A 21,710-nucleotide genomic window follows, 5' to 3' on the forward strand; every position below is an offset into this window, starting at 1 on the left:
TTTAGTCCTTCTTTTTTGCAGCAGGCTTTTTGGCCGCTGGTTTCTTTGCTGGGGCCTTTTTAGCTGCAGCAGGTTTATCTTCAGACTTCGCTGCCGCTTTTTTGGCTGGAGCCTTTTTCGCCGGAGCTGCCTTTTTCTCGGTAGCTGGCTTATCTTCGGTCTTTTTAGCTTCTGCCGGCTTTTCAGCATCCTTCTTAGGAGCAGCTTTCTTTGCTTCCTTCTTAGGCGCTTTCGAATCGCCGACAGCGGTAATCGAAATTACCGTATGTTGCTGGCGATGGCCGTTTTTGCGACGATAATTGTGACGGCGGCGCTTTTTGAAGATGATGACCTTCTCGCCTTTTTCCTGCGCAACAATCTCGCCGGTTACTTTCAGACCTTTTGTATCAGCAATCTTGTCACCGTCTCCGGCAAGCAAAACATCGTCAAAAGTTACCGAATCACCCGCTTCACCAGCAAGTTTCTCGACTGCGATAATATCTCCTGCGGCAACACGATATTGCTTGCCGCCGGTGCGCACTATAGCGAACATGGCATTTTTCCGTTTCAAATATATGGTTCCAGCGCACAAGCTATTAAACGCGAGTCTCTTAGCTCACGCCGGAAAGAGTGCGCAGCTACTAGATGGAGCGAAAGCTGTCAACCGGCTTAAGGCGTTTTTTGGCCAATTTTCAACCTCTATCCCGGCTGGCAATTTGTTCATTGCAGCGCAAACGGGCGCGCTCTAATGATGGCATCATGAAAACAGCACTTCTCTCGCTCTCGATTTCCAGCCTCCTGCTATCTGCCTGCGCGATGCAGCAAGGCGATTTTCCATCGTTAGCGAAGCGGCCTTATGAGGATGTTCCAGCCAATGCGGATCCTGTGCCAGCGTCCGGTCTTCCAACGGTGTCTTCGCTTCCAAGTGATGTGCAGGCTGCGGTTGACAATGCGGCACAGCAAAGCTCCTCAGCACATAGCAAATTCCTGCGCAATTTGCCTGCAGTAAAAAGCCGGGTAAACGCCGCACGCGGAGCTGCCGTTTCGAGTGAAGCGTGGGTCGTTGCCCAGATGGACTTGGCATCGCTGGAAATGGATCGCAGCCCGTCTGTGGAAGCGCTGGCGGAAATTGATTCTCTCTATATCCAGCGTCTGGATGACGAGTTCGAGAGGGGCAACCTTGGCGGCGCGGCGATAATTGCGGAAAAACGTGAGTTGATAGATAATCAGGTCCGCCTTCAACAGGATGAAATCGATTCAATGAAGGACCGGTTGCGGTAAATATATGATGCCTGAATTTCGCAACAAGATCGAAATAGCGGCAAGCCCATCGCAAATCTGGAGCATATTGATCGACTTTGAAAAATGGCCTCAATGGTCAGACAGCTTCTCCGCCTTGCAGCGTTTAGACGATGGTCCAGTGGGCTTGGGATCGAGAATCAGAATCAAGCAGCCGCGTTTGTTTCCGCGCAATTGGACAATAACCGAATGGAATCCGGATAATAGCTTTTCCTGGATATCGAAAGGTGGAGGTGTGACATCCTTTGCCAATCACTGGATTGAAACTGACCGCGACGTCTGTACGTTCCATCAGAGCATGAACATAAGTGGATTTCTCGGACGACCGACCGCGATCCTGCTTAAGGCTACGATTTGCCGATATATGGACATGGAAGCTGCTGGCTTGAAGGACCGCTCCGAACGGAGAGATCAGTTACCGGTTCCAGAATAATCTCGGATCGCCGTCTTATGCGCCTTACCGTTCTCGACATAATGGGCAACGCCCATGCGCATCCCCGCCAGCGCCACTTCGGGCAGTTCGCGGATTTTTTTCGCAGGACTGCCGACCCATAGTTCTTTCTCCAGCATATGCTTGCCTTCGGGCAGCAATGCGCCCGCACCGAGCATGGCGTCGCTTTCAATAATGCAACCGTTCATCACCGTGGCCGAGAGGCCAACAAAGCCGCGATCCTTAATTGTGCAGCCGTGGATCATCGCCATATGACCGATTAGCACATCTTCACCGATAATGGTTGGAAAGCCATCGGGCGCGCCGGGCATCGGGCTGTCGCAATGGACAACGCTGCCGTCCTGCACATTGCTCCGCGCGCCAATCTCAATGCGATTGGCATCGGCGCGGATGACGCAATTATACCAGATTGAGACTTCCGCTCCGATAGTGACATCGCCGATAACTTTGCAACCGGGCGCAATGAAGGCGCTTTCATGGATTTTAGGTGTTTTGCCGTTGAATGGCAGAATGAGTGGGTCGGTCATGGATTGGCTTTCGTACAATAGGTGACGTGGCGCAGCAAATGGCTGCCAGGTTCCACTAGTGGATGATCAAAGTCCAGATCAGGCAGATGTGACATCCCCAGCCGTTGCATTACCGCCCGGCTGCGATGGTTGTCTACGCTGGTTATGGCCCACACCTCTTCATCGGGAAATTGATCAGCGGCCCACTCGATGCATTTCTTGGCCGCTTCGGTAACATAGCCCTTGCCCCAGCTATCAAATTCCAGCCGCCAGCCGATTTCCAGCTTGTCCTTTACCGGAACGTCATGCGCTCCCCTAATCATTCCGCACCAGCCTATTAAAGCACCGTCCGATTTGGTTTCGAGGGCCCAGAAACAGCATCCGTCTTTTTCCTGAAGCGCCTGCAACCGGGAAATGAGGTTTATAATCTCCTCGCGGTCCTTTAACGGCCCCAGTGTTTCCATAACCCTTGGATCGCTGTTGATAGCATGGAAGGCATCCAGATCATCTTCATGCCATTCGCGCATCACCAAGCGCTCGGTTTCAAGTCGAAACTCAGCCATTGATGAAGCGCGCTGCATCGGCAGCAAAATAGGTCAAAATACCACTGCAACCAGCGCGTTTGAACGCGACCAGTTTTTCCATCATCAGCGCATCATGATCGCCAACACCTGCCGCTGCGCCAGCTTTGACCAACGCATATTCACCCGACACCTGATAGGCAAAAACCGGCACGTTAAATTCTGTTTTCGCGCGGTAGATAATGTCGAGATATGCGAGACCGGGCTTGATCATTACGCTGTCTGCGCCCTCGGCGATATCCATCGCGATTTCGCGCAAGGCTTCGTCGCCATTGGCCGGGTCCATCTGATAGGTTTTCTTGTCACCTTTCAGCAGGCCACCAGACCCGACCGCATCACGAAACGGACCATAAAAAGCGCTGGCATATTTGGCGGAGTAAGCCATGATCTGGACATTGTGATGGTTGGCGAGTTCCAGAACGTCGCGAATCGCGCCAACCCGGCCATCCATCATATCAGACGGTGCAATGATATCAGCGCCAGCCGCTGCCTGATTTAAAGCCTGTTTGGTCAGTATATCGAGCGTACGGTCATTCATGACATAGCCCGTATCGTCGAGCAATCCGTCCTGACCGTGAGAGGTATAAGGGTCAAGCGCAACATCGGTCAGTACGCCGATATCGTCACCCAGTGCGTCTTTGATCGCCTTGGTCGCCCGACACATTAAATTATCCGGATTGAGCGCCTCGCTTCCATCGTCGCTGCGCTTGTCGGCAGGTGTATTGGGAAACAGGGCGATACAAGGGATGCCAAGATCGCGGGCTTCCGTGGCGCGCTCAACGATGCCATCCACCGACCAACGCGAGACGCCGGGTAGGCTGGCGATCGGTTCTTCAACCTGCTCTCCCTCCACGATGAAAAGCGGCCAGATCAGATCAGCGGGCGTCAGGATATTCTCGCGGACCATTGCCCGGCTCCAGACAGTGCTGCGAGTGCGGCGCAGGCGAGTGCGCGGGAAGAAACTGCTATTGGTCATGCAGGCGCAATATAGGGATGCAGTATCAGAGGGCAATTGAAATAGCATTTTCATCAGCTTGCGGTGCAAACCAACATATCATAGTAATGGTTATGGAATATTGGCAGTGGGGCGAAAAGGGCTGACGTGAATATGACAAGTTTGATCCGCCTGCTCATTATTGCGCTGCTGGCGTTTAACCTGTCTCCTGGCACCGCCGAGGCCAAACGTGTTGCGCTTGTCATCGCCAATTCCAAATATGCCAACGCCTCCGCGCTTGCCAACCCTGCGGCAGATGCACGCTTAATCTCAGCGTCGCTCAAAAATGCCGGATTTGATAGTGTCGATGTAAAATATGATCTGGGCAAAACCGAGATGGAAATCGCATTGCGTGATTTTGGCCGTCGTTCGGATGGGGCGGATGTCAGTCTGGTCTATTATGCCGGGCACGGTATCGAAGCCGGTGGGCAGAATTATCTCATTCCGACCGATGCTCGTCTGGTCCGGGACCGCGATCTGGAAATTGAGGCTACGCGGCTAGAGACGGCATTGCTGATGGTCGAGGGTGGGCGGTTGAAGATCATTGTGCTCGATGCATGCCGCAATAATCCTTTTACCGCCAGCATGCAGCGCACGATGCGCAACCGGTCGATCGGGCGAGGACTTGCCCCGGTTGAGCCAGAAGGGGAAACGCTGATAGTTTATGCCGCGAAGGCAGGAGCGACCGCTGCCGACGGGGAAGGTTCCAACAGTCCGTTTGCCGAAGCACTTGCTCAGCGCCTGGTGCAACCGGGGCTGGAGATTAGTTTGCTGTTCCGCTCGGTGCGCGACGATGTATTGCGCAAAACCGGTCGTCAACAGGAACCATTTACCTATGGTTCGCTATCCGGAAATGCGTTTTATTTTGTACCGGGTCAAAATATTGCAAATTCGGTCCAAGCAACTGTAGCAGGCGCGCCCACGGTAAGCGCAGAAACCAACGAATCTCTTTTTTGGCAAGGAACGGTGAGCGCAAATAGTGAAACGGCGTACCGATCCTATTTGAAGCAATATCCCAACGGACGGTTTGCCGGTCTAGCGTCCGAAAACATAGCAAGGATAAATGCTCCTCCGGCCAAACTGCCCGGCGTTCAGGGTTTCACGGTGCCAAGTTTCAGCAATGTCATTGGCAATAGTCCGGGTGCTGTCGCTGTCGCCCCGGTTTCAAATATCAGGCAATTTGAATTCAAGCCGTCAAATTCTGTTCGACAGCAAGCAATAAAAACGTTTCTGGCTCAGCTAAAAGCCAGCGACGCCAATTCGGCCAGCCTGTTCGAGCTATTGTTCTCCTCGCAGGATGTTTTTGCACTCATGCAGCAAGAGGCGTCCTCCAAATATGGCATGAGTACCAATAACCTTGCAGATAGTTTCTCGATCTTCATCGATACTTTGCGTGATGCTGCAAACGGGAAGATTACAGAGGGAACACGCGCTCAAGCACAGGGTTTGAGAAACCAGATGGCCGCATTGCTGTTGCTCAAACCGCAAGATATTCCGCCAACCGACAGCGGAAAACAGCAACTGAGCGATATGCTGCTGCTCAACTCTCTGGTCATGTCGATGGGTCTCGAGGCAAGTGCTTCCAATCCGGCCGCCTTGAATGAGTTTTCAGATGGTGTAGCCACTCTTGCAAAGAAGGAAATGGGGCTGGACTTGAGAGCGTTGGAACTTACTGACCAGGGTTATATAATCAAAAATCAATAGCCAGCAATTTTACGTTTCAGCTCACGCTCGTCTTCATCAGACGATTAATTTCGCGTTCCATTTTTGGCTTGGTCGATACGCTTTTCAAGCTTCGCAAAGCCGCTCCCGGTTCGACACGCTTTAGTCGCTGCAACTCGCCTTTAAACTTGCGTAATTCGCTCCCACTGAGTTCTGACCGCTGCACAAATTTTACGCTATTGGGGTTGATAGCCCGGCCGTTGCGATACAGCTCGTAATGGAGATGCGGTCCGGTCGATAGGCCAGTAGAGCCGATATAACCGATAATCTGACCCCTTCGGACACGACTGCCGTTGCGCACGGCGATCCGGCTCATATGGCCATAGCCTGAGGCCAGCCCGCCGCCGTGGCGGATCTTGACGAAATTGCCATAGCCGCCATTGCGGCCTGCCATAATAATGGTGCCATCGGTTACCGCGTAAATAGGAGCGCCATAGCCACCACCAAAATCAAGGCCGCTATGCATCCTCAAGTACCGCAATATCGGGTGTCGCCGCATGCCATAGCCGGATGTTGTGCGACCATTTGTCGGGCGAACAAGCTCACCCTGTGATTGACCTACGCCGGAAGCTTCAAACCAGTTGGTGCGCCCGTCGCTGGTCCATTTCAGCATTTGTGCTTGGGGTTTACCATCGCGCTCAACGCCCGCATACATCAGCTCACCCACCTCAACCTCGCCGGTTTCGGCGCGGCGATAATTGATGATGAGGTCAAACTCATCGGTGGCGCGAATGTCCCGGGAAACTGACATTTTGGTTCCCAGAACACGAAGATATTTCTGCACCGCTTCGGTTGGTGCGCCAGCCGCGCGGGCCGAGCGATACAGGCTCGAGCCGACAACGCCTTTGATCCGCAACGGCGTGTCGTCAACGATTATCGGTTTGCGATTGAGTTTCAGTCGGGCACCGTCGCGCAGCACTTCCAGATTGAGGTCAAAACGCGCGCGGAATGCAATTTGATCGAGCGGTCTGGCCTGGTTTTTGGCCGGACGACGGCCCAGTAACACATCAATTTTGGTGCCGGGCTTAAGCTCTCCCAGAGCGACGGCGCTTGCAACCAGGTCGGTCGCTTGCTGCGCTTCGTTGCTGGCCACACCGGCGCGCTGCAAGACGCGGCGAAGGCTATCGCCGCGGCCGAGTGTGGCGACCAGTTCGATGGATGGACGTTCCGGGCTTTGCGCGAGTGGCCGCACGGCGTCGGTTGCGGCCATGCTAATGCCGGTGTCAGAACCGTAGGCTAAAGGTGCAATGACTTGCGAGCGCATCTGGTCTGCCCGGGAACCTGTGAGAGCCTCTTTTTGATGTCCGGAAATCGGACCGAAATCAGGGAGACAGGAAATCGCGACACCGCATAGCAGAACCAGCGTGGCCAGTCCGCGAAACCAGGTGAAGCTGCCGATGTCGCGGCCAAGGTCAGGGACCCATTCGGTATCGGCAAACTTGTCCTGCCAATCGCCCAATGTTTCGCTAAAACTCTCGCGAAATGACACGGGCGCAGGCGCAGCGATAGCAGCTGCTCCAAAACCGTCTTCGGCAAGCATGTCGATACTCTTGAACAAACGCACCCCTTGATGATGCAAATATGCCCTAAAAACAGGCCGAGCTTGCACCGCAATAGTTGACTGTCTCTGTGCAGGAATAGGGTTAATGTCAAATTAAGACGCGGGCCATGAGGCTTTACATGCGGTGAAGCGTGTAAAATGGCGGATACGCAGTCTGTGCCTGTATCTACGGTTGTAGTTTTTACTAATAGCGCTTGCCTGAGCGCTCGAGATAAGCTGTGATGATATCAAATGTCCCAGCGTCAGCATAGTTCCCTCATTGCAGTTCTTGGCCCGACCAACACCGGCAAAACGCATCTCGCGATTGAACGGATGTGCGCCCATTCCAGCGGGATGATCGGTTTTCCGCTGCGATTGCTGGCGCGCGAGGTTTATGACCGGGTGGTGAAGCTTAAAGGTTCAAACCGCGTGGCGCTGGTGACGGGCGAAGAAAAAATCATTGCGCCCGATGCACAATGGTATCTTTGTACTGCTGAATCCATGCCGTCGGTCAAACAAGATGGCAGCGATTTCGCGTTTGTTGCGATTGACGAGGCGCAACTGGGGATCGACCCGGAGCGCGGACATATTTTTACCGACCGTATGCTATATGCACGGGGCCGGGATGAGACGATGATCCTCGGGTCCGAAAGCCTGCGACCGTTGATCCAGCAGTTGCTCCCCGAAGCGGACATAATCACGCGCCCCCGGTTTTCGACTTTGAGTTATGCCGGCCCGCGCAAACTCTCACGGCTGCCGCGTCGGTCTGCGATTGTCGCTTTCTCTGTGGAGGATGTGTACGCGATTGCCGAAATGCTCAGGCGGCAACATGGCGGTGCCGCTATCGTGATGGGCTCGCTCTCACCGCAAACCCGCAACGCGCAGGTCAAAATGTATCAGGACGGCGAGGTTGATTATATTGTTGCCACGGATGCCATTGGCATGGGGCTAAATCTCGATGTCTCCCATGTCGCTTTTGCTGCGCTGAAGAAGTTTGACGGTCGACGTCGGCGCAAATTGACGCTGGCGGAAATCGGGCAAATTGCGGGCCGGGCAGGGCGACACCAGAAGGATGGCAGCTTTGGCGTGCTGTCTGGGCTTGCGTCGTCTGATGAATTGCAACCCGAAGAGATTGAAAAGCTCGAAGACCATAGTTTCCCCCGCCTGAACTGGCTTTACTGGCGCAACGCTGAGCCTGATATTGGTAGCGTCGAGGCCCTGATCCAATCACTCGAAGAAAAACCCTTGGACCGGCTATTGCGCCCCGCGCCCGAAGCCCCCGATCTTGCTGTCTTAAAACGCCTTGCGCAAGATCCGGTCATTACAAATTTGGTAAGCCATCCTGATCACGTGCGTTTGTTGTGGGAGGCTTCATCAATCCCGGATTTTCGCAAAGTGGGGGCTGACCATCAGGCGCGTTTTGTCGCATCTCTATGGCCCTATCTGGCACAAGGGGCTGGCCGGATACCACATGCCAGAATGGCACAGGAAATTTCGCGGCTGGAAAATGTGCAAGGTGATATTGCCACTCTGGCCGCGCGTATCGCCGCAGCGCGAAGCTGGAGTTATATTGCGCAAAAGTCGCACTGGGTGGAACAGGCCGATGTAATGATCGACCGCACCCGCGATCTGGAACGCAAACTGAGCGATGCCATGCATAGCCAGTTAACGCAACGCTTCGTCGATAAACGCACCCGCGTTTTGATGCGCGGGCTACTAAAGGATGCGCTGCCGCAAGATATTGAGATAGATTCTAGGGGCAGCGTGCTGGTTGAAGGTTTGGAAATTGGAACACTCAAGGGCTTCCAATTTACCGTGCCTTCGGATAGCCGGAGGGAAGACCGCAAAATGCTGCTGGCAGCAGCGGAAAGATATTTGGGAACGATTATGACGGAAAACGCAGACGCTTTGGCCAAGGCTCCGGACAGCGTATTGGCTCTTGTTGCCGATGCTGCTGGTCAGCCCGCGATCATGTGGGGTGATGCCAGGCTGGCTGTGCTCGCCAAAGGGAAAAGTCTGCTCAATCCCGAGATCAAGTTTGACCGGTCGCTAAAGGATATGACACCGGATAATATGAAAAAGGTTGAAGACCGCGTGCGTGCCTGGGTCGAGGCGATGAAGGCCAAACATCTGGAAGGTCTGGTCAAAATTGACGCGCTGGCGAGCGAAGAAGCGACCCCCCCGTCTGTCCGCGCTCTATTTGCTCAGATTTTAGAAGCTGGCGGCATTGTTGACCGGCGGGATGTGAATGATGCGGTGCGTGCGCTCGACAATGATATGCGCGGCCACGCGCGACGTGCCGGACTGGTCTTTGGCGCTCTGGACGTGTTTCACCATGCATTGATGAAACCAGGCGCGGTCTCGTGGCGCGCTGGCTTGTTTGCTGCGCTCAATGAGCAGCCGATGACTGACTTGCCACCGGACAATGCGGTGCATCTCAAAGAATGGAAATTCGGAAACATGCAGGAAGCTAGCCGGCTGGGTTTTCGCAAGGTCGGTCAAGAATTTGTCCGCGTCGATATGGCCGAGCGTTTGATCAAACAGGCGCATGAAGCCCGCCAGCAGGGCGATGTGTTTGCGGTAGATCCCGCGCTTGCAACGTCGCTAGGCCTTGCAACCGAGGTGCATGAAGCGCTGCTCGAAGTGGCTGGATTTGCAAAGACCGATAAAAAACCAGAGGAAGCCTCTGTTGATAATCCAGTTGTTGACAAGCCGGTAGACGGGGTTGGTGAGAACCAAACAGTCGCCGCTCCTGCTGCCCAAGCACAAGTGGCCAATGATAAGAAATCAGACGAGGTCGCCGAAGCAGAAAAAGCACCAGACACGTCCGCTGCTTTGCCGCTTGTCTATTGGCAATGGAAAGGCATGGGGCGCGCCAAGAACAATTACGCGAAAGCTAACAATCAACGCCGACATGTCGGGCAAAAACCGCGCGGCACAGGGAAAGGCGAATCAAAGTCGGGCCAGAATTTGGGCCATAAGAAAGCTGCGCGCAAACCAGAGCCTGTCCTTGCAACGGCTGGCGGCGCATTTGCCGAATTGGCGGCGCTCAGGGATTCCCTAAAGAAATAGAAGATGCAGAAATAGAATATGCAGGAATAGGATACAGTTTTGAGCGGTAAACGTGCGGTATCTCTCATACTTGGCGCTTCGGCTCCGGCCTTGCGCATCGACAAACTGCTTTGGTACCTTCGCTTCGCCCACACGCGGACAATGGCCCAGAAAATGTCTGCCAAAGGGCATGTGCGCCTCAATGGCCGTCGCGTGGACCGGGCGCATTTGATGGTCAGGGAAAATGATATTTTGACAATCCCTCGAGGCCGCGAAGTGCACGTTATCAGAGTTTTCCGGCTTCCAGAGCGCAGGGAAAGCGCGGCCGGAGCGCAAACCTGTTATGAAGAACTGAAAACTGGTGATTAAAATAGTCTGCTAAATGGGCGGTTGACGCCATCAAATTTGCACAATAGCAAGGCGAGAATAGCCGTGGTTTTCGCGGTCTGGTTAAGGGGAGTTTCGCGCCAGATGACTTATGTAGTGACTGAAGCCTGCATTAAATGCAAATATATGGACTGTGTGGAAGTCTGCCCCGTCGACTGTTTTTATGAAGGCGAGAATATGCTTGTCATCAATCCTTCCGAATGTATTGATTGCGGCGTCTGCGAACCGGAATGCCCGGCTGAAGCGATTCTGCCGGACACCGAAGATGGTCTTGAAGCAATGCTGGAGATCAACACCAAATACTCCGAGGAATGGCCGAATATTACGGTAAGCCGCGATCCGCCAGCCGATGCCGATGACTATAAAGGCAAAGATGGCAAGATGGAGTTGTTTTCCGAAAAGCCTGGCGAAGGTGATTAGACTTTAGTTTGGCATTGCGCGCCGGACGCTTATTTCGCCCTGCCGGAGGCTTTCGCTTAGCGAACTGCCGCGAGACACGGCGTTTGAGGCAAGATAAGTTGTGCGCTGCAACGAAAAATTGCTTTTTTGTTACGAATCTGTTAAAACCAATATCAGAAAGCGGCTGAACGGGGGAAGTTCGGTCGCTCTTGTATATGGTCGAAAGGATTTTTTCGTCGGGGTTTGAATAGTTTGAACGAAACTATCCATAATTTTTCAAGAATCAGAAAGGCTTTTTATGGCTGCGAATGTGCTGCTCTTTGATGTGGGCGATTATGTTGTATATCCGAAACACGGTGTAGGCCGGGTGATTGAACTGCAAAATGAAGAAATTGCAGGGATGCAACTCGAACTTTACGTGCTGCGCTTCGAAAAGGAACGCATGACATTGCGTGTTCCAACCAACAAGGCAGAAGGCGTCGGGATGCGTAAATTGTCTTCCGACAAAACGCTCAAGGAAGCGCTTGAAACGCTTAAAGACAAGCCAAAGGTCAAGCGCTCCATGTGGTCCCGCCGGGCGCAGGAGTATGAAGCGAAGATCAACTCCGGTGATCTGGTTTCGATTGCCGAAGTGACCCGCGATTTGTTCCGCGCTGACGATCAGCCAGAGCAGAGCTATTCCGAGCGGCAGATTTTTGAAGCAGCGTCCAGCCGTCTCGCCCGTGAACTGGCAGCGATGGAAGAAACCGACGAGCCAACCGCGCTGGAGAAAATTCTGGAAATCCTCAACATTGCCGCACCGCAATATTATGAGGTGAAGGAAGACTGATACATTTCTTTTGATCGAAGCTCCTCGCTGCTTCATCGAAATATCCAAAAAGCTGCCGCAGAAATGCGGCAGCTTTTTTGTATCGACAAACAATAGTTGAATATCCGATATCACCGTGTTACTGTATTATTACAGCAATGGAGGTTTTATGAAAAAGATAGTATTCGCAATACCACTTTTGGCACTGGCAGCCTGTGAAGGTTCAATTGCCAATGCCGTTGGTGGCAGCAATGGAAGCATGTCGGATGGAGAACGCATAACGACGTCTGATACCAATCCCGGGAATTTCGAAGGCATTTCTCTGGCGGGGCCGGACAATGTCGTTTTTACAACATCCGATAACTATTCCATCCGCGCAGAAGGTGATGCTGACGTTGTTGAGCGCTTGCGTTACGAATTGCAGGATGGAAACTTGAAAATCGGCCGTGAGAAAAAAACAGGCTGGAGCGGAGGCTATAGCTCCGCCACCGTATATGTAAGCGCGCCATCTTTGAAAAAAGCGAAACTGGCTGGATCAGGCAACCTTCGGGCGGACAAACTGAGTGGGTCGGAAGTCGCAGTCAGTGTCGCCGGTTCTGGCAACGTAAATGTCGATGCTGTTGAAGCCGATGATTTGACTGCGCGGATATCGGGCTCAGGCGACATGAACCTCGCGGGGCAGGCGAAAAATGTCAGCGCCAATGTGACGGGATCAGGCGTGATGAAAGGCAAGGCATTGAAAACCAATGATGCAGTCTTGAAGGTCACTGGTAGCGGCGATCTCACGCTCACTGCGGATGGAACAGTTGATGCCAAGGTTACGGGTTCCGGAGACATCCGCGTCCACGGCAAAGCTAAATGCACCACCAAAACAACGGGATCGGGCGAAATTACCTGCGGGCAATAAGCGTCCTTTTGCATTGAATTCTCTTGGCGAAGTGGCTTCGCTGTGGCAGCTTCAACCGGTCAGTTAATGACGGGAGATCAGTCATGCCGAATTTATGGGAAAAATATGCGGTTCCGCGTTTCATAAAATTCGCCTGTTCCATGCCAGCGGTGATGAAAGACCGCAGCAAGATTGTCCCCAAAGCCAGCGGCAAAGTGCTCGAACTGGGCTGTGGGGGCGGGATCAACCTGCAATTTTATGATCCGTCAAAGATTGAGAGCCTGACCGGGCTTGATCCGTCTGCCGAGCTTCTGGATTATACGCGAAGCGAGGCCAAATCGCGCGGTATCGATATGGATATTCTGGACGGTATAGGCGAGGCGATGCCATTTGCTGACGCCAGCTTTGACACGGTGTTGACGACATTCACGCTTTGCTCCGTGCAGGACGGCGAGCAGGTTCTTTCAGAAATGCGCCGGGTGCTGAAACCAGGCGGCAAAATATTATTTCTCGAGCATGGCCGCGCGCCGGACAAAGGTCCTGAAAAATGGCAGCAACGCATTGAACCGGCATGGAAGCACATCGCCGGCGGATGCCATTTACAGCGACCGGTATCCAAATTATTTGAGAGCAACGGCTTTGCATTGACAGGTAATTCGGGGCATTATGCGCCCAAGACTCCGCGTTGGCTGGGCTGGATGGAAATGGGAGAGGCACGGCCGCTATGATGAGATTTCTACTTGCAATCATTGCGCTATGCGCCGCCGGTCCTGCTTTGGCCGTAGAACGCAGCTATTCGATTTTCGGATTTGACGAAATTCGCGTGCGCAGCGGCATTAATGTTATCATCGAAACTGGCAGGGGGCCATCGGCCAAGGCCGAGGCTGAGACCCGGGAAATACTGGATCGGGTCACGTTGAGGAAAAGCGGCAATATCCTGATGGTGGCGATCGATGCGAAACCGGGCAATGGTAAATCCTTTGCTCCCGATGGCGAGGTCACCCTCCGGCTGAGCACAAACCAGCTAAAAACTATCACCCACTCCGGGGCGGGCAGGGTCGTTGTCGATAAAATGGCGGCTCGAACGTCCAATATTCGTTTGAGTGGTTTTGGCAGCTTGTCCGTGGACGCCCTGGATAGTGACGTGCTCAATCTTTCGATGAACGGGGGTGGTCAGGTGCGTGTATCGGGCAAGGCAGATAGCGCAAAAATCGAGTTGCTGGGATCAAGCGTATTCGATGGCGCCGCCCTCACCGTCGACAAACTCGATCTGCTCCATCGCGGCCCGGCCAGCAGCCATGTTAAAGTCTTGGAGCAAGCCGATTTGAACAATAGCGGGACCGGCTCTATCCTGATCGACGGACGCCCCAATTGTCTTGTTCGGTCATCTGGTTCGGCCCAGATAACCTGTAATCCAAAAGGCTAATGCACGGTCCCGATTGTCTGCTCGATCGAGAGCAAAACACACAGCCGTTCTACTTGACGCCACTTCACATAATGTAGATGATTGCCCAAGGCGCGGCTTTTGTCGGCGCGATTGGCCGCTTCCAGCCCGGCTTCATCGCCAAAATTGGCTCTGAGCTGCTGGGCATCAGAATAGTTGGTGGAGTCTATAAATACCGGTAGTTGCAAAACAGGCTCCTGCGTATTCGGGGCCTGCCAATCGGGCAACCCTTTACATCTGTTTGCATCTAGCCGCGAGGCGTGGAGATAGTGTCAAAAGCAATGGTGAATAAAAGTTTACCAAGCAATATTCGAGCGAGAAAATGATAGTTTTCTGGCTAAGCAGCAACGATCATGGCATTGAGAAAAAATGAACAACAAACATGATTCCAATCGTTCCACATCGCCTGCTTCGGAAAAAAGCGCTGGCGGTATTTTTATTGCCTTTGGTGCCATTGCAGGCGTGCTGGTTGGTGGCATGCTTGGCCAGCCTTCTCTAGGGTTTCTCAGTGGACTGGCGCTCGGCAGTATCGTCGCTCTCATCATCTGGCTCCGCGAGCGCTAAGCCGATTTTCCGTATCAAACTGCGCTTGTCACAGCGGGTTCCACTTTCTATTATTGGTATATTATGAAACATTTCCGAAATCTGCTCATTCTGGCGCTGGTAATTGCAATCGGTGCGGGTTTTTATCTTATGCGAGGCGACACGGCACGTCTGCCTCTTGAAGCGACGACGGGGGTTGAGCCCAATCTCACCAATGTGCGAAAAGAGAATTTTCCGACGATCAACGTTGCAGAGGCGGAGCCCTGGAATGAAGGCGAAGGGCCGGTTGCTGCCGATGGCTACGTGGTCGAACGGTTTGCTGAAGGCCTTGATCATCCGCGCTCAATGTTCCGCCTGCCCAATGGCGATATTTTGGTTGCTGAAACCAATAGCCCGCCGCGCACTATGGGCGGTATCGAAGGCTGGATCATGCGCAATTTGATGAGCAAGGCGGGTGCAGGAACGCCTTCCGCCAATCGCATCACCTTGCTACGAGATAGCGACAAAGATGGCAAAATTGACGAGCAATTTGCGTTTATGGAAGGCCTCAATTCTCCCTTCGGAATGGCGCTGATTGACGACCTGCTCTACGTTGCCAATACCAACGAAATCCTCGCTTTCCCTTATAAGCAGGGTGACACCAAGATTACAGCCAAGGGCCGCAAAGTGGCCAATCTCAACGCCAAGGCGCCCAATAATCATTGGACCCGGGATTTGCTGGCCAGCAAAGACGGCAAATATCTGTATGTCTCGGTCGGTTCGAACAGCAATATCGGCGAGAACGGTATGGAACTTGAAAAGGAACGCGCTGCCGTTTTGCGGATTGAACTCGCAACCAACAAAAAGATCATATTCGCGGATGGCATGCGCAACCCGGTCGGCATGGCCTATCTGCCCGGGACCGACAAATTCTACACGGTGGTGAACGAACGCGATATGCTGGGTAGTGATATGGTCCCGGACTATCTAACAGAAGTGCGTTTTGCCTCCCACTATGGCTGGCCATGGCATTTTTGGGGCGGCAATATTGATCCGCGCGTTGAAAAAAATCTGGATCATCGCCAATATGAGCGACGCCCGGACTATGGTCTTGGCGCGCATGTCGCACCGCTCGGGATTGCTTTTTCGCATGACCAAGGCCTTGGCGCACCATATGATCGTGGCGCGGTTGTTGCGCGGCATGGCTCATGGAATCGCAAACCGCTCGCGGGTTATGATGTGGTCTATGTAAACTTTGACGATAAAGGCGAGCCAACAGGAAAGCCGAAAACCCTGCTGAGCGGATTTGTTGACGAGAACGAAAAAGCGCGGGGTCGTCCGACCATGGTGGCGTTCGACCAAACTGGCGCATTGCTGGTGAGCGATGATGTTGGCGGAATAATCTGGAGGATTTCCAGGAAGGGCGCGGCTAAGCCAGAAGCAGCGGCAGAATAATCAATCGAGCGATTTTCCAGCGCGCCCAGCCAGTTCAACGATATATTGCCATGCAACCCGGCCAGAGCGGCTTCCACGCTGTTTCGCCCAGAGCAACGCATCGCTTTCTTCAAAATCCAGCGCATGAACCGCAGCGTAGCGCGTGATCATTGCGAGATAGTCATCCTGAGATGCAGCATGGAAACCGAGCCGCAATCCAAACCGGTCTGATAAGGCCAGTTTGTCATCGAGTGCGTCGCGCGGGTTCACCGGATCATCCTGTTCCGACATCTGCCGAGGCAGGATATGGCGACGGTTTGATGTGACATAGAGCCGGACATTGTTGGGGCGTTGGGCCGCTCCGCCTTCGAGCAGGGAACGCAATAGTCGCGGCGCCTTGCTGTCCTCGTCAAAACCTATATCGTCGATGAAGAGAATGTAAGCGCGCGAATCTTTCCCCAGTAACGCAAATAACATCGGCAAGCTTTCGAGATGATCCGCAGCGGTTTCGACAAGCGCGATATCTTTGCCGGAACTCATAAGTTCGCCCACCGCCGATTTCGCCATCGCTGATTTGCCCATACCCCGCGCGCCCCACAGCAACACATCATGCGCGGCAAAGCCATCTGCTAGCCGCATGGTGTTTTCGAGCAGGCGGTCTTTCTGGTCATCAATGCCTGTGAGCATATCCAGCGCGATGGGTTTGAAGTTCGCAATGGCTCGGATGCTTGCGCCATCCCAGAAATAAGCGGGATTGCTTGTGAGATCAGGCCGTGGGGGCGGAGAAGGAGACAGGCGCTCCAGCGCATCGGCAATGCGCTTCAGGCTGGTTTGATTCTCCTCGTCCGCCACTGTCAGGCTGCCAGTTCGTCGCTGCTCAATGTGTAAAGGATATCTGCGCCACCCATTGCCGCTGCTTTGAGGCCCATGACTTCGGGCACCAGATGGTCGAGATAATAACGCGTGGTCACCAGCTTGGCTTTGAGGAATGGATCGTTGCCGTCAGCAAGTTCTGCTTTGGCGATCCGGTGCTGCTTTTTCATCAACATCCCGCAGGTCGCTGTCGCCAGCATGGTCATGAAAGGGTAGCTGCCCGCTAGCCGGTCATCGATTGACGCATCGCCACTCGCCATCCAGTTTGCGATATCTTCACAGGCACCAGCCAATAGCATCAGCGCGTCTTCATCTTGCGCTTCTGCTTTAATGTCAGTGATTAACGCCATCATTGCATCACCGCCATCAAGGCCGAGTTTGCGCCCGACTAGATCCGCCGCTTGAATGCCGTTGGTACCTTCATAAATCGGGGCAATCCGCGCATCGCGAAAATGCTGCCCCGCACCGGTTTCTTCAATAAAGCCCATACCGCCATGCACTTGCACGCCAATGGATGCGACTTCGTTGCCAACATCCGTGCCATAACCCTTGATGAGCGGCGTCAGGATTTCCGCGCGGGATTTCGCACCTTCGATGTCGAGCGTCGCCTGATCGACATGCGACGTCGCATAATAGAGCAAAGCCCGAGCCGCCTGGGTCAGCGCTTTGGATCGCAGCAGCATCCGCCGCACATCGGGATGTTCGATAATCGCTACCGGGTCTTTCGAACCGCTGCCAGCCCGCGCCGATTGTACCCGATCCATCGCAAACATGATCGCCTGCTGGGTTGCCCGCTCGCCGATTTGCACACCTTGTGAACCAACATTGATGCGCGCGTTGTTCATCATCGTGAACATCGCTTTCATCCCGCCAAATTCGTCGCCTATCATCTCGCCGATACAATCGTCATTCTCGCCATAAGCCATCACGCACGTGGGCGACCCATGAATGCCGATCTTATGTTCGATGGAAACGCAGGTCACATCATTGGGCGCGCCGGGATTCCCATCGGCATCAAGATGAAATTTGGGAACAATGAACAGCGATATACCGCGCGTGCCTTCTGGTGCGCCGGGTGTCCGGGCCAAAACCAGATGGATGATATTGTCCGTCAGATCATGCTCGCCGAAGGTGATATAAATCTTCTGCCCTTTGATCTTATATTTCCCCGCATGCTCGCCCTCGCTGATCGGATCGGCCGTCGCGCGCAATGCACCAACGTCGCTGCCCGCTTGCGGTTCGGTGAGGTTCATCGTTCCAGTCCATTCGCCGGAGATCATTTTCGGCAAAAAAGCAGCTTTTTGGTCATTGCTACCGTGGGCGTGAATGGCCTCGACGGCGCCAAAACTCAGCATCGGGCATAAGGTGAAGGCAAAATTCGCCGCGCCGCAGGTTTCCAGTATGAGCGCAGAAAGCGAATAGGGCAGGCCCTGACCGCCAAATTCTTCCGGCCCGTCAATCGAAGCCCAGCCGCCGTCGACGAACTGCTGATAAGCTTCTCTAAAGCCCGGGGGCGTAGTAACCTTGCCGCTATCCCATTTTGCGCCGACAGTATCACCAGTCCGGTTAATCGGCGCAAACTCGCCCGCTGCAAATTGCCCGATCCCCTCGACGATCGCCTCAACCATATCCTCGCTCGCGTCAGCAAAACGCTCATGCTCGGCAAGCGCGCCGATATTGGCGATATGTTTGAGAACGAAATTCTGTTCGCGGCTGGGGGCGGTAAAACTCATCGTATCAATTCCTGGATATGTATATCTGCTGTTGCTTGAAATTCGGCTTCGCTATAGCGCCCTATCATGTCTGGCTCAAATGATCATATTGGCAGCGCCGAGCGACGTTACGGCACAGTGACGATTGCCGAAGCCGCGCAGCGTTTGCAGGAAGGCGGTCTTGTCGCTGTCCCAACGGAAACGGTCTACGGTCTCGCTGCTGATTCGACCAATGGAACCGCTGTGGCCGAAATTTACCGGACCAAAGGCCGTCCGGATTTCAACCCGCTCATTGTGCATGTTAGCAATCTTGAAGCGGCGCTGACGCTTGGGCAGTTTAATGATCTTGCGAGAGAGCTGGCGGAAACATTCTGGCCGGGTCCGCTCACTTTGGTGGTTCCCAAAACTGGCGACTGCCCTGCTGCTCCGGCTGTCACAGCTGGGCTGGAAACCATCGCAATCCGGTGTCCGGCCCACCCTGTCATGCGCGCACTTTTGGAAGCGAGCGGTCTCTTTTTGGCGGCACCCTCGGCTAATAGAAGCGGCGGCATTAGCCCGACTCGCAGGGACCATGTCAGCGAAAGCCTTGGTGATGCTGCACCGATAATATTGGATGGCGGCCCCTGTGAAAGCGGTTTGGAATCGACCATTGTTGCCATTCGCGGCAATGGTTATGAGATTTTGCGCCACGGGCCGGTTACCGCTGAGCAGCTTTTTGAGGTCGCTGGTGTGGCTGCGATGATCCAACAATCAAGTGATATTGAAGCACCCGGTCAACTTGCTAGCCATTATGCGCCAATCAAGTCTTTGCGGCTCAATGCAGAGCAGTCGGAACAACGGGAGTTTTATATCGGTTTTGGCGATATTCATGGTGATCGCTGTCTGTCAGTTGACGGAGACCTTGCCGAAGCCGCCAGCAACTTATTCGCCGTTCTGCATGAAGCTGACGCCAGTGACCGCACCAGTATCGCCGTAGCGCCGATACCACATCAGGGCATTGGTGCCGCCATCAATGATCGTCTGCAGCGTGCGGCGCACTGATGGTAGAGGTCTCGCGTTACAACAATTGACAGCATAAAGTTTGTGATAATAGCAGTTTTGCGTTAAATTGCCTCTGATCTGGTTCGACTAAAACTATAAGTGGGAGGGTGTTATGACTGCAATTCAAAAGGCTCTGGCAGAAGCTATAGGTACATTCTGGCTTGTTTTCGGCGGTTGCGGTAGTGCTGTTATATCAGCAGCGTTTCCGGAGGTAGGCATTGGCCTGCTCGGCGTATCACTGGCATTTGGTTTGACTGTGGTGACTATGGCTTATGCAATCGGCCATATCAGCGGCTGCCATCTCAACCCTGCGGTGACCATAGGACTTTGGGCCGGCGGACGGTTTCCGGCCAATGAAATTCCGGTCTATATCATTGCGCAGGTTGTTGGCGCGGTTGCAGCAGCAGCGGCGCTATATCTTATTGCGACCGGCCATGCCGATTATAATATCGTGGAAAACGGTCTGGCATCTAATGGATATGGTGATAGGTCGCCGGGCGGCTATGCCATGGGCGCTGCGCTGGCTATTGAAATATTGCTGACCTTCTTTTTCCTGATGATAATTTTGGGTGCAACCGACGGCCGTGCGCCAGCAGGTTTTGCGCCTTTGGCGATTGGACTGGGCCTGACGCTGATTCATTTGATCAGCATCCCGGTTACTAACACGTCGGTCAATCCTGCGCGCAGTACCGGCCCGGCGCTTATCGAAGGTGGCGCGGCCATGGGCCAACTTTGGCTCTTCTGGGTAGCCCCGATTATCGGCGCCATTCTCGCTGGTTTTGTCTATAAATTTTTTGATGGTTCCGGACAGGATGTCGTTGGCGAGTAAGCCAAAGCCCATTCTCAAGCACTGTAAACAAGGTCCGGTTGACAAAACCGGACCTTTTTGGTTGCAAAACGCAATTTTTTGTTGGTCCAAGTCGATTTCGCCACTTAAGAAGGGGCATTCTTAGGGGGATAGATATCCGAGTTATGGCGCGGTTACTGCACAGATACCTACTTCTGGTTTTGCCAGCATTGTTGCTCGGTTGCAGCGAAACTGAAGCAGAGGAAAAACCGAAGAACCGTGATCCTATCCCAGCCGCTGTTCAAACAGTCTTGCCTGCCAGCGGAACCGAGATTATCACTAGTGCTGGTACTGTGCGTCTGCGGCGCGAAACGGAACTTGGGTTCACCACTTCTGGCAAAGTCGCTTCGGTCCGCTATGATGAAGGCGATCAGGTAAAACAGGGTGCTGTGCTGGCCGCTTTGGATAACAGCACGGTTTCTGCCGATTTGGACGCCGCGCAGGCCGAGCGTGAACGGGCCGACGCTGAACTCAGCCGGATAGAGTCACTCTACAAGGATGGCTGGGTTACCAAAGCGCGTCTAGAACAATCAGAGGCGGCTTCAAAAGCGGCCTTGGCGCGCGTGAATGCGAGCGGATTTGCTAGCCGCACGGCGCGGATAACCGCTCCGAGCGGTGGTATTATTTTGGCACGCAACATTGATGCGGGCCAGATCGTGGCGGCGGGGCAAACCGCTCTCGTGCTCGGTGAAACTGGTAAGGGTTTTGTGTTGCGAGTGCCTTTGACCGATGCCGATGCCTCCCGGGTGCGGGTGGGTATGCGGGCAAATGTTACTATATCAGCGGTGAGCGACGAACCGTTTGAGGCGGTTGTCAGCGAAAAAGATGGTCGCGCTGATTCTAGCACCGGCACGTTTGAAGTCAGTTTCCTGCTGCCTGCCAGTGGTCGTTTGCGGTCCGGTCAATTGGGCACCGTGGATATTGAAGTGTCTCGCAACAATGACGGGTCAATAGCTGTTCCGGCAACCGCAATTTTTGGACTGCGTACCGGTGAAGGCCTGGTTTTTGTCGTCGACAAGAAAAACCGGGTCAAACAGCGCGGCGTGATCATTGGCGCGCTAAACGACAAGACTCTCGAGATCGCCTCAGGCCTGAATGAGGGCGACACCATTGTAACCCGTGGCGTCGAAAAACTTCGCGATGGTGATATCATCAAACCCATTCGGGCCGCGAAATAGCGGTTGATGGTATTGATGACCGAGCAGAGCAAACTTTCAAGCTGCGGCTTCCTGAA

General features: G+C 53.8%; 23 protein-coding genes. 15 read left to right on the plus strand and 8 right to left on the minus strand.

What is annotated here, in order from left to right:
* Window position 1: 1 nt before the first annotated feature.
* Entirely contained in the window at window positions 2-532 is a 531-nt protein-coding gene (gene rplU, locus HF685_RS12800) for a 50S ribosomal protein L21 (RefSeq protein WP_168820326.1), read from the minus strand.
* 206 nt (window positions 533-738) lie between these two features.
* Between rplU and HF685_RS12805 the strand changes: the two genes are divergently transcribed.
* Together HF685_RS12805 and HF685_RS12810 are read left to right on the plus strand one after the other, a co-directional pair.
* Entirely contained in the window at window positions 739-1,260 is a 522-nt protein-coding gene (locus tag HF685_RS12805; protein WP_168820327.1) for a hypothetical protein, read from the plus strand.
* A 4-nt stretch (window positions 1,261-1,264) separates the two neighbouring features.
* Window positions 1,265-1,711 carry an SRPBCC domain-containing protein gene (locus HF685_RS12810; RefSeq protein WP_168820328.1) on the plus strand — a complete coding sequence of 149 codons (447 nt, stop codon included), beginning with the start codon at window positions 1,265-1,267 and terminating at the stop codon, window positions 1,709-1,711.
* Here HF685_RS12810 and HF685_RS12815 read toward each other — a convergent pair.
* From HF685_RS12815 to hemB, 3 genes are read right to left on the minus strand one after another with little or no spacing between them, the layout of a single operon-like run.
* Complete coding sequence (locus HF685_RS12815) at window positions 1,690-2,256, minus strand: gamma carbonic anhydrase family protein (protein ID WP_168820329.1); 567 nt, start codon at window positions 2,254-2,256, stop codon at window positions 1,690-1,692. The genes HF685_RS12810 and HF685_RS12815 overlap by 22 nt on opposite strands.
* Window positions 2,253-2,798 (minus strand): GNAT family N-acetyltransferase, encoded by a 546-nt coding sequence (locus HF685_RS12820; protein WP_168820330.1) that lies wholly within the window; start codon window positions 2,796-2,798, stop codon window positions 2,253-2,255. Before HF685_RS12820 ends, HF685_RS12815 begins: the two co-directional genes overlap by 4 nt.
* The gene (hemB, locus tag HF685_RS12825; RefSeq protein WP_168820331.1) at window positions 2,791-3,792 is read right to left on the minus strand and encodes a porphobilinogen synthase; all 1,002 of its coding nucleotides are present in this window, start codon (window positions 3,790-3,792) and stop codon (window positions 2,791-2,793) included. Before hemB ends, HF685_RS12820 begins: the two co-directional genes overlap by 8 nt.
* Before the next feature lie 132 nt (window positions 3,793-3,924).
* On the opposite strand from hemB, the gene HF685_RS12830 reads away from it, so the two are divergent.
* A complete protein-coding gene (locus tag HF685_RS12830; protein ID WP_168820332.1) occupies window positions 3,925-5,514 on the plus strand; it encodes a caspase family protein in 1,590 nt (529 codons plus the stop codon).
* Between the two features lie 16 nt (window positions 5,515-5,530).
* On the opposite strand, the gene HF685_RS12835 is transcribed toward HF685_RS12830, so the two are convergent.
* Window positions 5,531-7,096 carry a M23 family metallopeptidase gene (locus HF685_RS12835; RefSeq protein ID WP_246218615.1) on the minus strand — a complete coding sequence of 522 codons (1,566 nt, stop codon included), beginning with the start codon at window positions 7,094-7,096 and terminating at the stop codon, window positions 5,531-5,533.
* Window positions 7,097-7,324: 228 nt separating this feature from the next.
* Here HF685_RS12835 and HF685_RS12840 point away from each other — a divergent pair, with 228 nt between their 5' ends.
* From HF685_RS12840 to HF685_RS12870, 7 genes are all read left to right on the plus strand, one after another.
* The gene (locus tag HF685_RS12840; protein WP_168820333.1) at window positions 7,325-10,144 is read left to right on the plus strand and encodes a helicase-related protein; all 2,820 of its coding nucleotides are present in this window, start codon (window positions 7,325-7,327) and stop codon (window positions 10,142-10,144) included.
* Window positions 10,145-10,183: 39 nt separating this feature from the next.
* Entirely contained in the window at window positions 10,184-10,492 is a 309-nt protein-coding gene (locus tag HF685_RS12845) for an RNA-binding S4 domain-containing protein (protein ID WP_425500161.1), read from the plus strand.
* A 102-nt stretch (window positions 10,493-10,594) separates the two neighbouring features.
* Window positions 10,595-10,930, plus strand: coding sequence for a ferredoxin FdxA (fdxA, locus tag HF685_RS12850; protein ID WP_168820334.1), 336 nt, complete (start codon window positions 10,595-10,597; stop codon window positions 10,928-10,930).
* 277 nt (window positions 10,931-11,207) lie between these two features.
* Complete coding sequence (locus tag HF685_RS12855; RefSeq protein WP_168820335.1) at window positions 11,208-11,738, plus strand: CarD family transcriptional regulator; 531 nt, start codon at window positions 11,208-11,210, stop codon at window positions 11,736-11,738.
* Between the two features lie 148 nt (window positions 11,739-11,886).
* Window positions 11,887-12,624 carry a head GIN domain-containing protein gene (locus tag HF685_RS12860; RefSeq protein WP_168820336.1) on the plus strand — a complete coding sequence of 246 codons (738 nt, stop codon included), beginning with the start codon at window positions 11,887-11,889 and terminating at the stop codon, window positions 12,622-12,624.
* Between the two features lie 83 nt (window positions 12,625-12,707).
* Window positions 12,708-13,331 carry a class I SAM-dependent methyltransferase gene (locus HF685_RS12865; protein ID WP_168820337.1) on the plus strand — a complete coding sequence of 208 codons (624 nt, stop codon included), beginning with the start codon at window positions 12,708-12,710 and terminating at the stop codon, window positions 13,329-13,331.
* Entirely contained in the window at window positions 13,328-14,029 is a 702-nt protein-coding gene (locus tag HF685_RS12870) for a GIN domain-containing protein (RefSeq protein WP_168820338.1), read from the plus strand. Before HF685_RS12865 ends, HF685_RS12870 begins: the two co-directional genes overlap by 4 nt.
* Here HF685_RS12870 and HF685_RS12875 read toward each other — a convergent pair.
* Window positions 14,026-14,235 carry a hypothetical protein gene (locus HF685_RS12875; protein WP_211051187.1) on the minus strand — a complete coding sequence of 70 codons (210 nt, stop codon included), beginning with the start codon at window positions 14,233-14,235 and terminating at the stop codon, window positions 14,026-14,028. The genes HF685_RS12870 and HF685_RS12875 overlap by 4 nt on opposite strands.
* A gap of 181 nt (window positions 14,236-14,416) precedes the next feature.
* Between HF685_RS12875 and HF685_RS12880 the strand changes: the two genes are divergently transcribed.
* Window positions 14,417-14,611 (plus strand): hypothetical protein, encoded by a 195-nt coding sequence (locus HF685_RS12880; RefSeq protein WP_168817424.1) that lies wholly within the window; start codon window positions 14,417-14,419, stop codon window positions 14,609-14,611.
* A 60-nt stretch (window positions 14,612-14,671) separates the two neighbouring features.
* Complete coding sequence (locus tag HF685_RS12885) at window positions 14,672-16,024, plus strand: PQQ-dependent sugar dehydrogenase (protein WP_425500188.1); 1,353 nt, start codon at window positions 14,672-14,674, stop codon at window positions 16,022-16,024.
* Here HF685_RS12885 and HF685_RS12890 read toward each other — a convergent pair whose 3' ends face one another.
* Window positions 16,025-16,855, minus strand: a complete 831-nt coding sequence (locus HF685_RS12890; protein ID WP_246218616.1) for an ATP-binding protein — start codon at window positions 16,853-16,855, stop codon at window positions 16,025-16,027. It abuts the gene before it with no gap.
* Between the two features lie 2 nt (window positions 16,856-16,857).
* Window positions 16,858-18,609, minus strand: a complete 1,752-nt coding sequence (locus tag HF685_RS12895) for an acyl-CoA dehydrogenase (RefSeq protein ID WP_168820340.1) — start codon at window positions 18,607-18,609, stop codon at window positions 16,858-16,860.
* 66 nt (window positions 18,610-18,675) lie between these two features.
* Between HF685_RS12895 and HF685_RS12900 the strand changes: the two genes are divergently transcribed.
* The 3 genes from HF685_RS12900 to HF685_RS12910 all read left to right on the plus strand — a co-directional run bounded on the left by HF685_RS12900 (window position 18,676) and on the right by HF685_RS12910 (window position 21,654).
* Window positions 18,676-19,629 (plus strand): L-threonylcarbamoyladenylate synthase, encoded by a 954-nt coding sequence (locus HF685_RS12900; protein WP_168820341.1) that lies wholly within the window; start codon window positions 18,676-18,678, stop codon window positions 19,627-19,629.
* 112 nt (window positions 19,630-19,741) lie between these two features.
* Window positions 19,742-20,458: an aquaporin Z gene (gene aqpZ / locus HF685_RS12905; protein ID WP_168820342.1), complete on the plus strand. Its 717-nt coding sequence runs from the start codon at window positions 19,742-19,744 to the stop codon at window positions 20,456-20,458.
* 143 nt (window positions 20,459-20,601) lie between these two features.
* On the plus strand, window positions 20,602-21,654 hold the full coding sequence (locus HF685_RS12910) for an efflux RND transporter periplasmic adaptor subunit (RefSeq protein ID WP_168820343.1): 1,053 nt from the start codon (window positions 20,602-20,604) through the stop codon (window positions 21,652-21,654).
* The last annotated feature ends 56 nt before the right edge of the window (window positions 21,655-21,710 follow it).

It is taken from the genome of Parasphingorhabdus halotolerans (assembly GCF_012516475.1).
GTDB classification, from domain to species: domain Bacteria; phylum Pseudomonadota; class Alphaproteobacteria; order Sphingomonadales; family Sphingomonadaceae; genus Parasphingorhabdus; species Parasphingorhabdus halotolerans.

What these genes read in the sequence shown, in the direction of transcription:
- HF685_RS12880 (WP_168817424.1), top strand. Translation starts at nt 14,417, where the DNA reads ATGAACAACAAACATGATTCCAATCGTTCCACATCGCCTGCTTCGGAA.
- HF685_RS12895 (WP_168820340.1), bottom strand. Translation starts at nt 18,609, where the DNA reads ATGAGTTTTACCGCCCCCAGCCGCGAACAGAATTTCGTTCTCAAACAT.
- HF685_RS12900 (WP_168820341.1), top strand. Translation starts at nt 18,676, where the DNA reads ATGTCTGGCTCAAATGATCATATTGGCAGCGCCGAGCGACGTTACGGC.
- HF685_RS12810 (WP_168820328.1), top strand. Translation starts at nt 1,265, where the DNA reads ATGATGCCTGAATTTCGCAACAAGATCGAAATAGCGGCAAGCCCATCG.
- HF685_RS12870 (WP_168820338.1), top strand. Translation starts at nt 13,328, where the DNA reads ATGATGAGATTTCTACTTGCAATCATTGCGCTATGCGCCGCCGGTCCT.
- hemB (WP_168820331.1), bottom strand. Translation starts at nt 3,792, where the DNA reads ATGACCAATAGCAGTTTCTTCCCGCGCACTCGCCTGCGCCGCACTCGC.
- fdxA (WP_168820334.1), top strand. Translation starts at nt 10,595, where the DNA reads ATGACTTATGTAGTGACTGAAGCCTGCATTAAATGCAAATATATGGAC.
- HF685_RS12855 (WP_168820335.1), top strand. Translation starts at nt 11,208, where the DNA reads ATGGCTGCGAATGTGCTGCTCTTTGATGTGGGCGATTATGTTGTATAT.
- HF685_RS12865 (WP_168820337.1), top strand. Translation starts at nt 12,708, where the DNA reads ATGCCGAATTTATGGGAAAAATATGCGGTTCCGCGTTTCATAAAATTC.
- aqpZ (WP_168820342.1), top strand. Translation starts at nt 19,742, where the DNA reads ATGACTGCAATTCAAAAGGCTCTGGCAGAAGCTATAGGTACATTCTGG.
- HF685_RS12820 (WP_168820330.1), bottom strand. Translation starts at nt 2,798, where the DNA reads ATGGCTGAGTTTCGACTTGAAACCGAGCGCTTGGTGATGCGCGAATGG.
- HF685_RS12830 (WP_168820332.1), top strand. Translation starts at nt 3,925, where the DNA reads ATGACAAGTTTGATCCGCCTGCTCATTATTGCGCTGCTGGCGTTTAAC.
- rplU (WP_168820326.1), bottom strand. Translation starts at nt 532, where the DNA reads ATGTTCGCTATAGTGCGCACCGGCGGCAAGCAATATCGTGTTGCCGCA.
- HF685_RS12860 (WP_168820336.1), top strand. Translation starts at nt 11,887, where the DNA reads ATGAAAAAGATAGTATTCGCAATACCACTTTTGGCACTGGCAGCCTGT.
- HF685_RS12910 (WP_168820343.1), top strand. Translation starts at nt 20,602, where the DNA reads ATGGCGCGGTTACTGCACAGATACCTACTTCTGGTTTTGCCAGCATTG.
- HF685_RS12840 (WP_168820333.1), top strand. Translation starts at nt 7,325, where the DNA reads ATGTCCCAGCGTCAGCATAGTTCCCTCATTGCAGTTCTTGGCCCGACC.
- HF685_RS12805 (WP_168820327.1), top strand. Translation starts at nt 739, where the DNA reads ATGAAAACAGCACTTCTCTCGCTCTCGATTTCCAGCCTCCTGCTATCT.
- HF685_RS12815 (WP_168820329.1), bottom strand. Translation starts at nt 2,256, where the DNA reads ATGACCGACCCACTCATTCTGCCATTCAACGGCAAAACACCTAAAATC.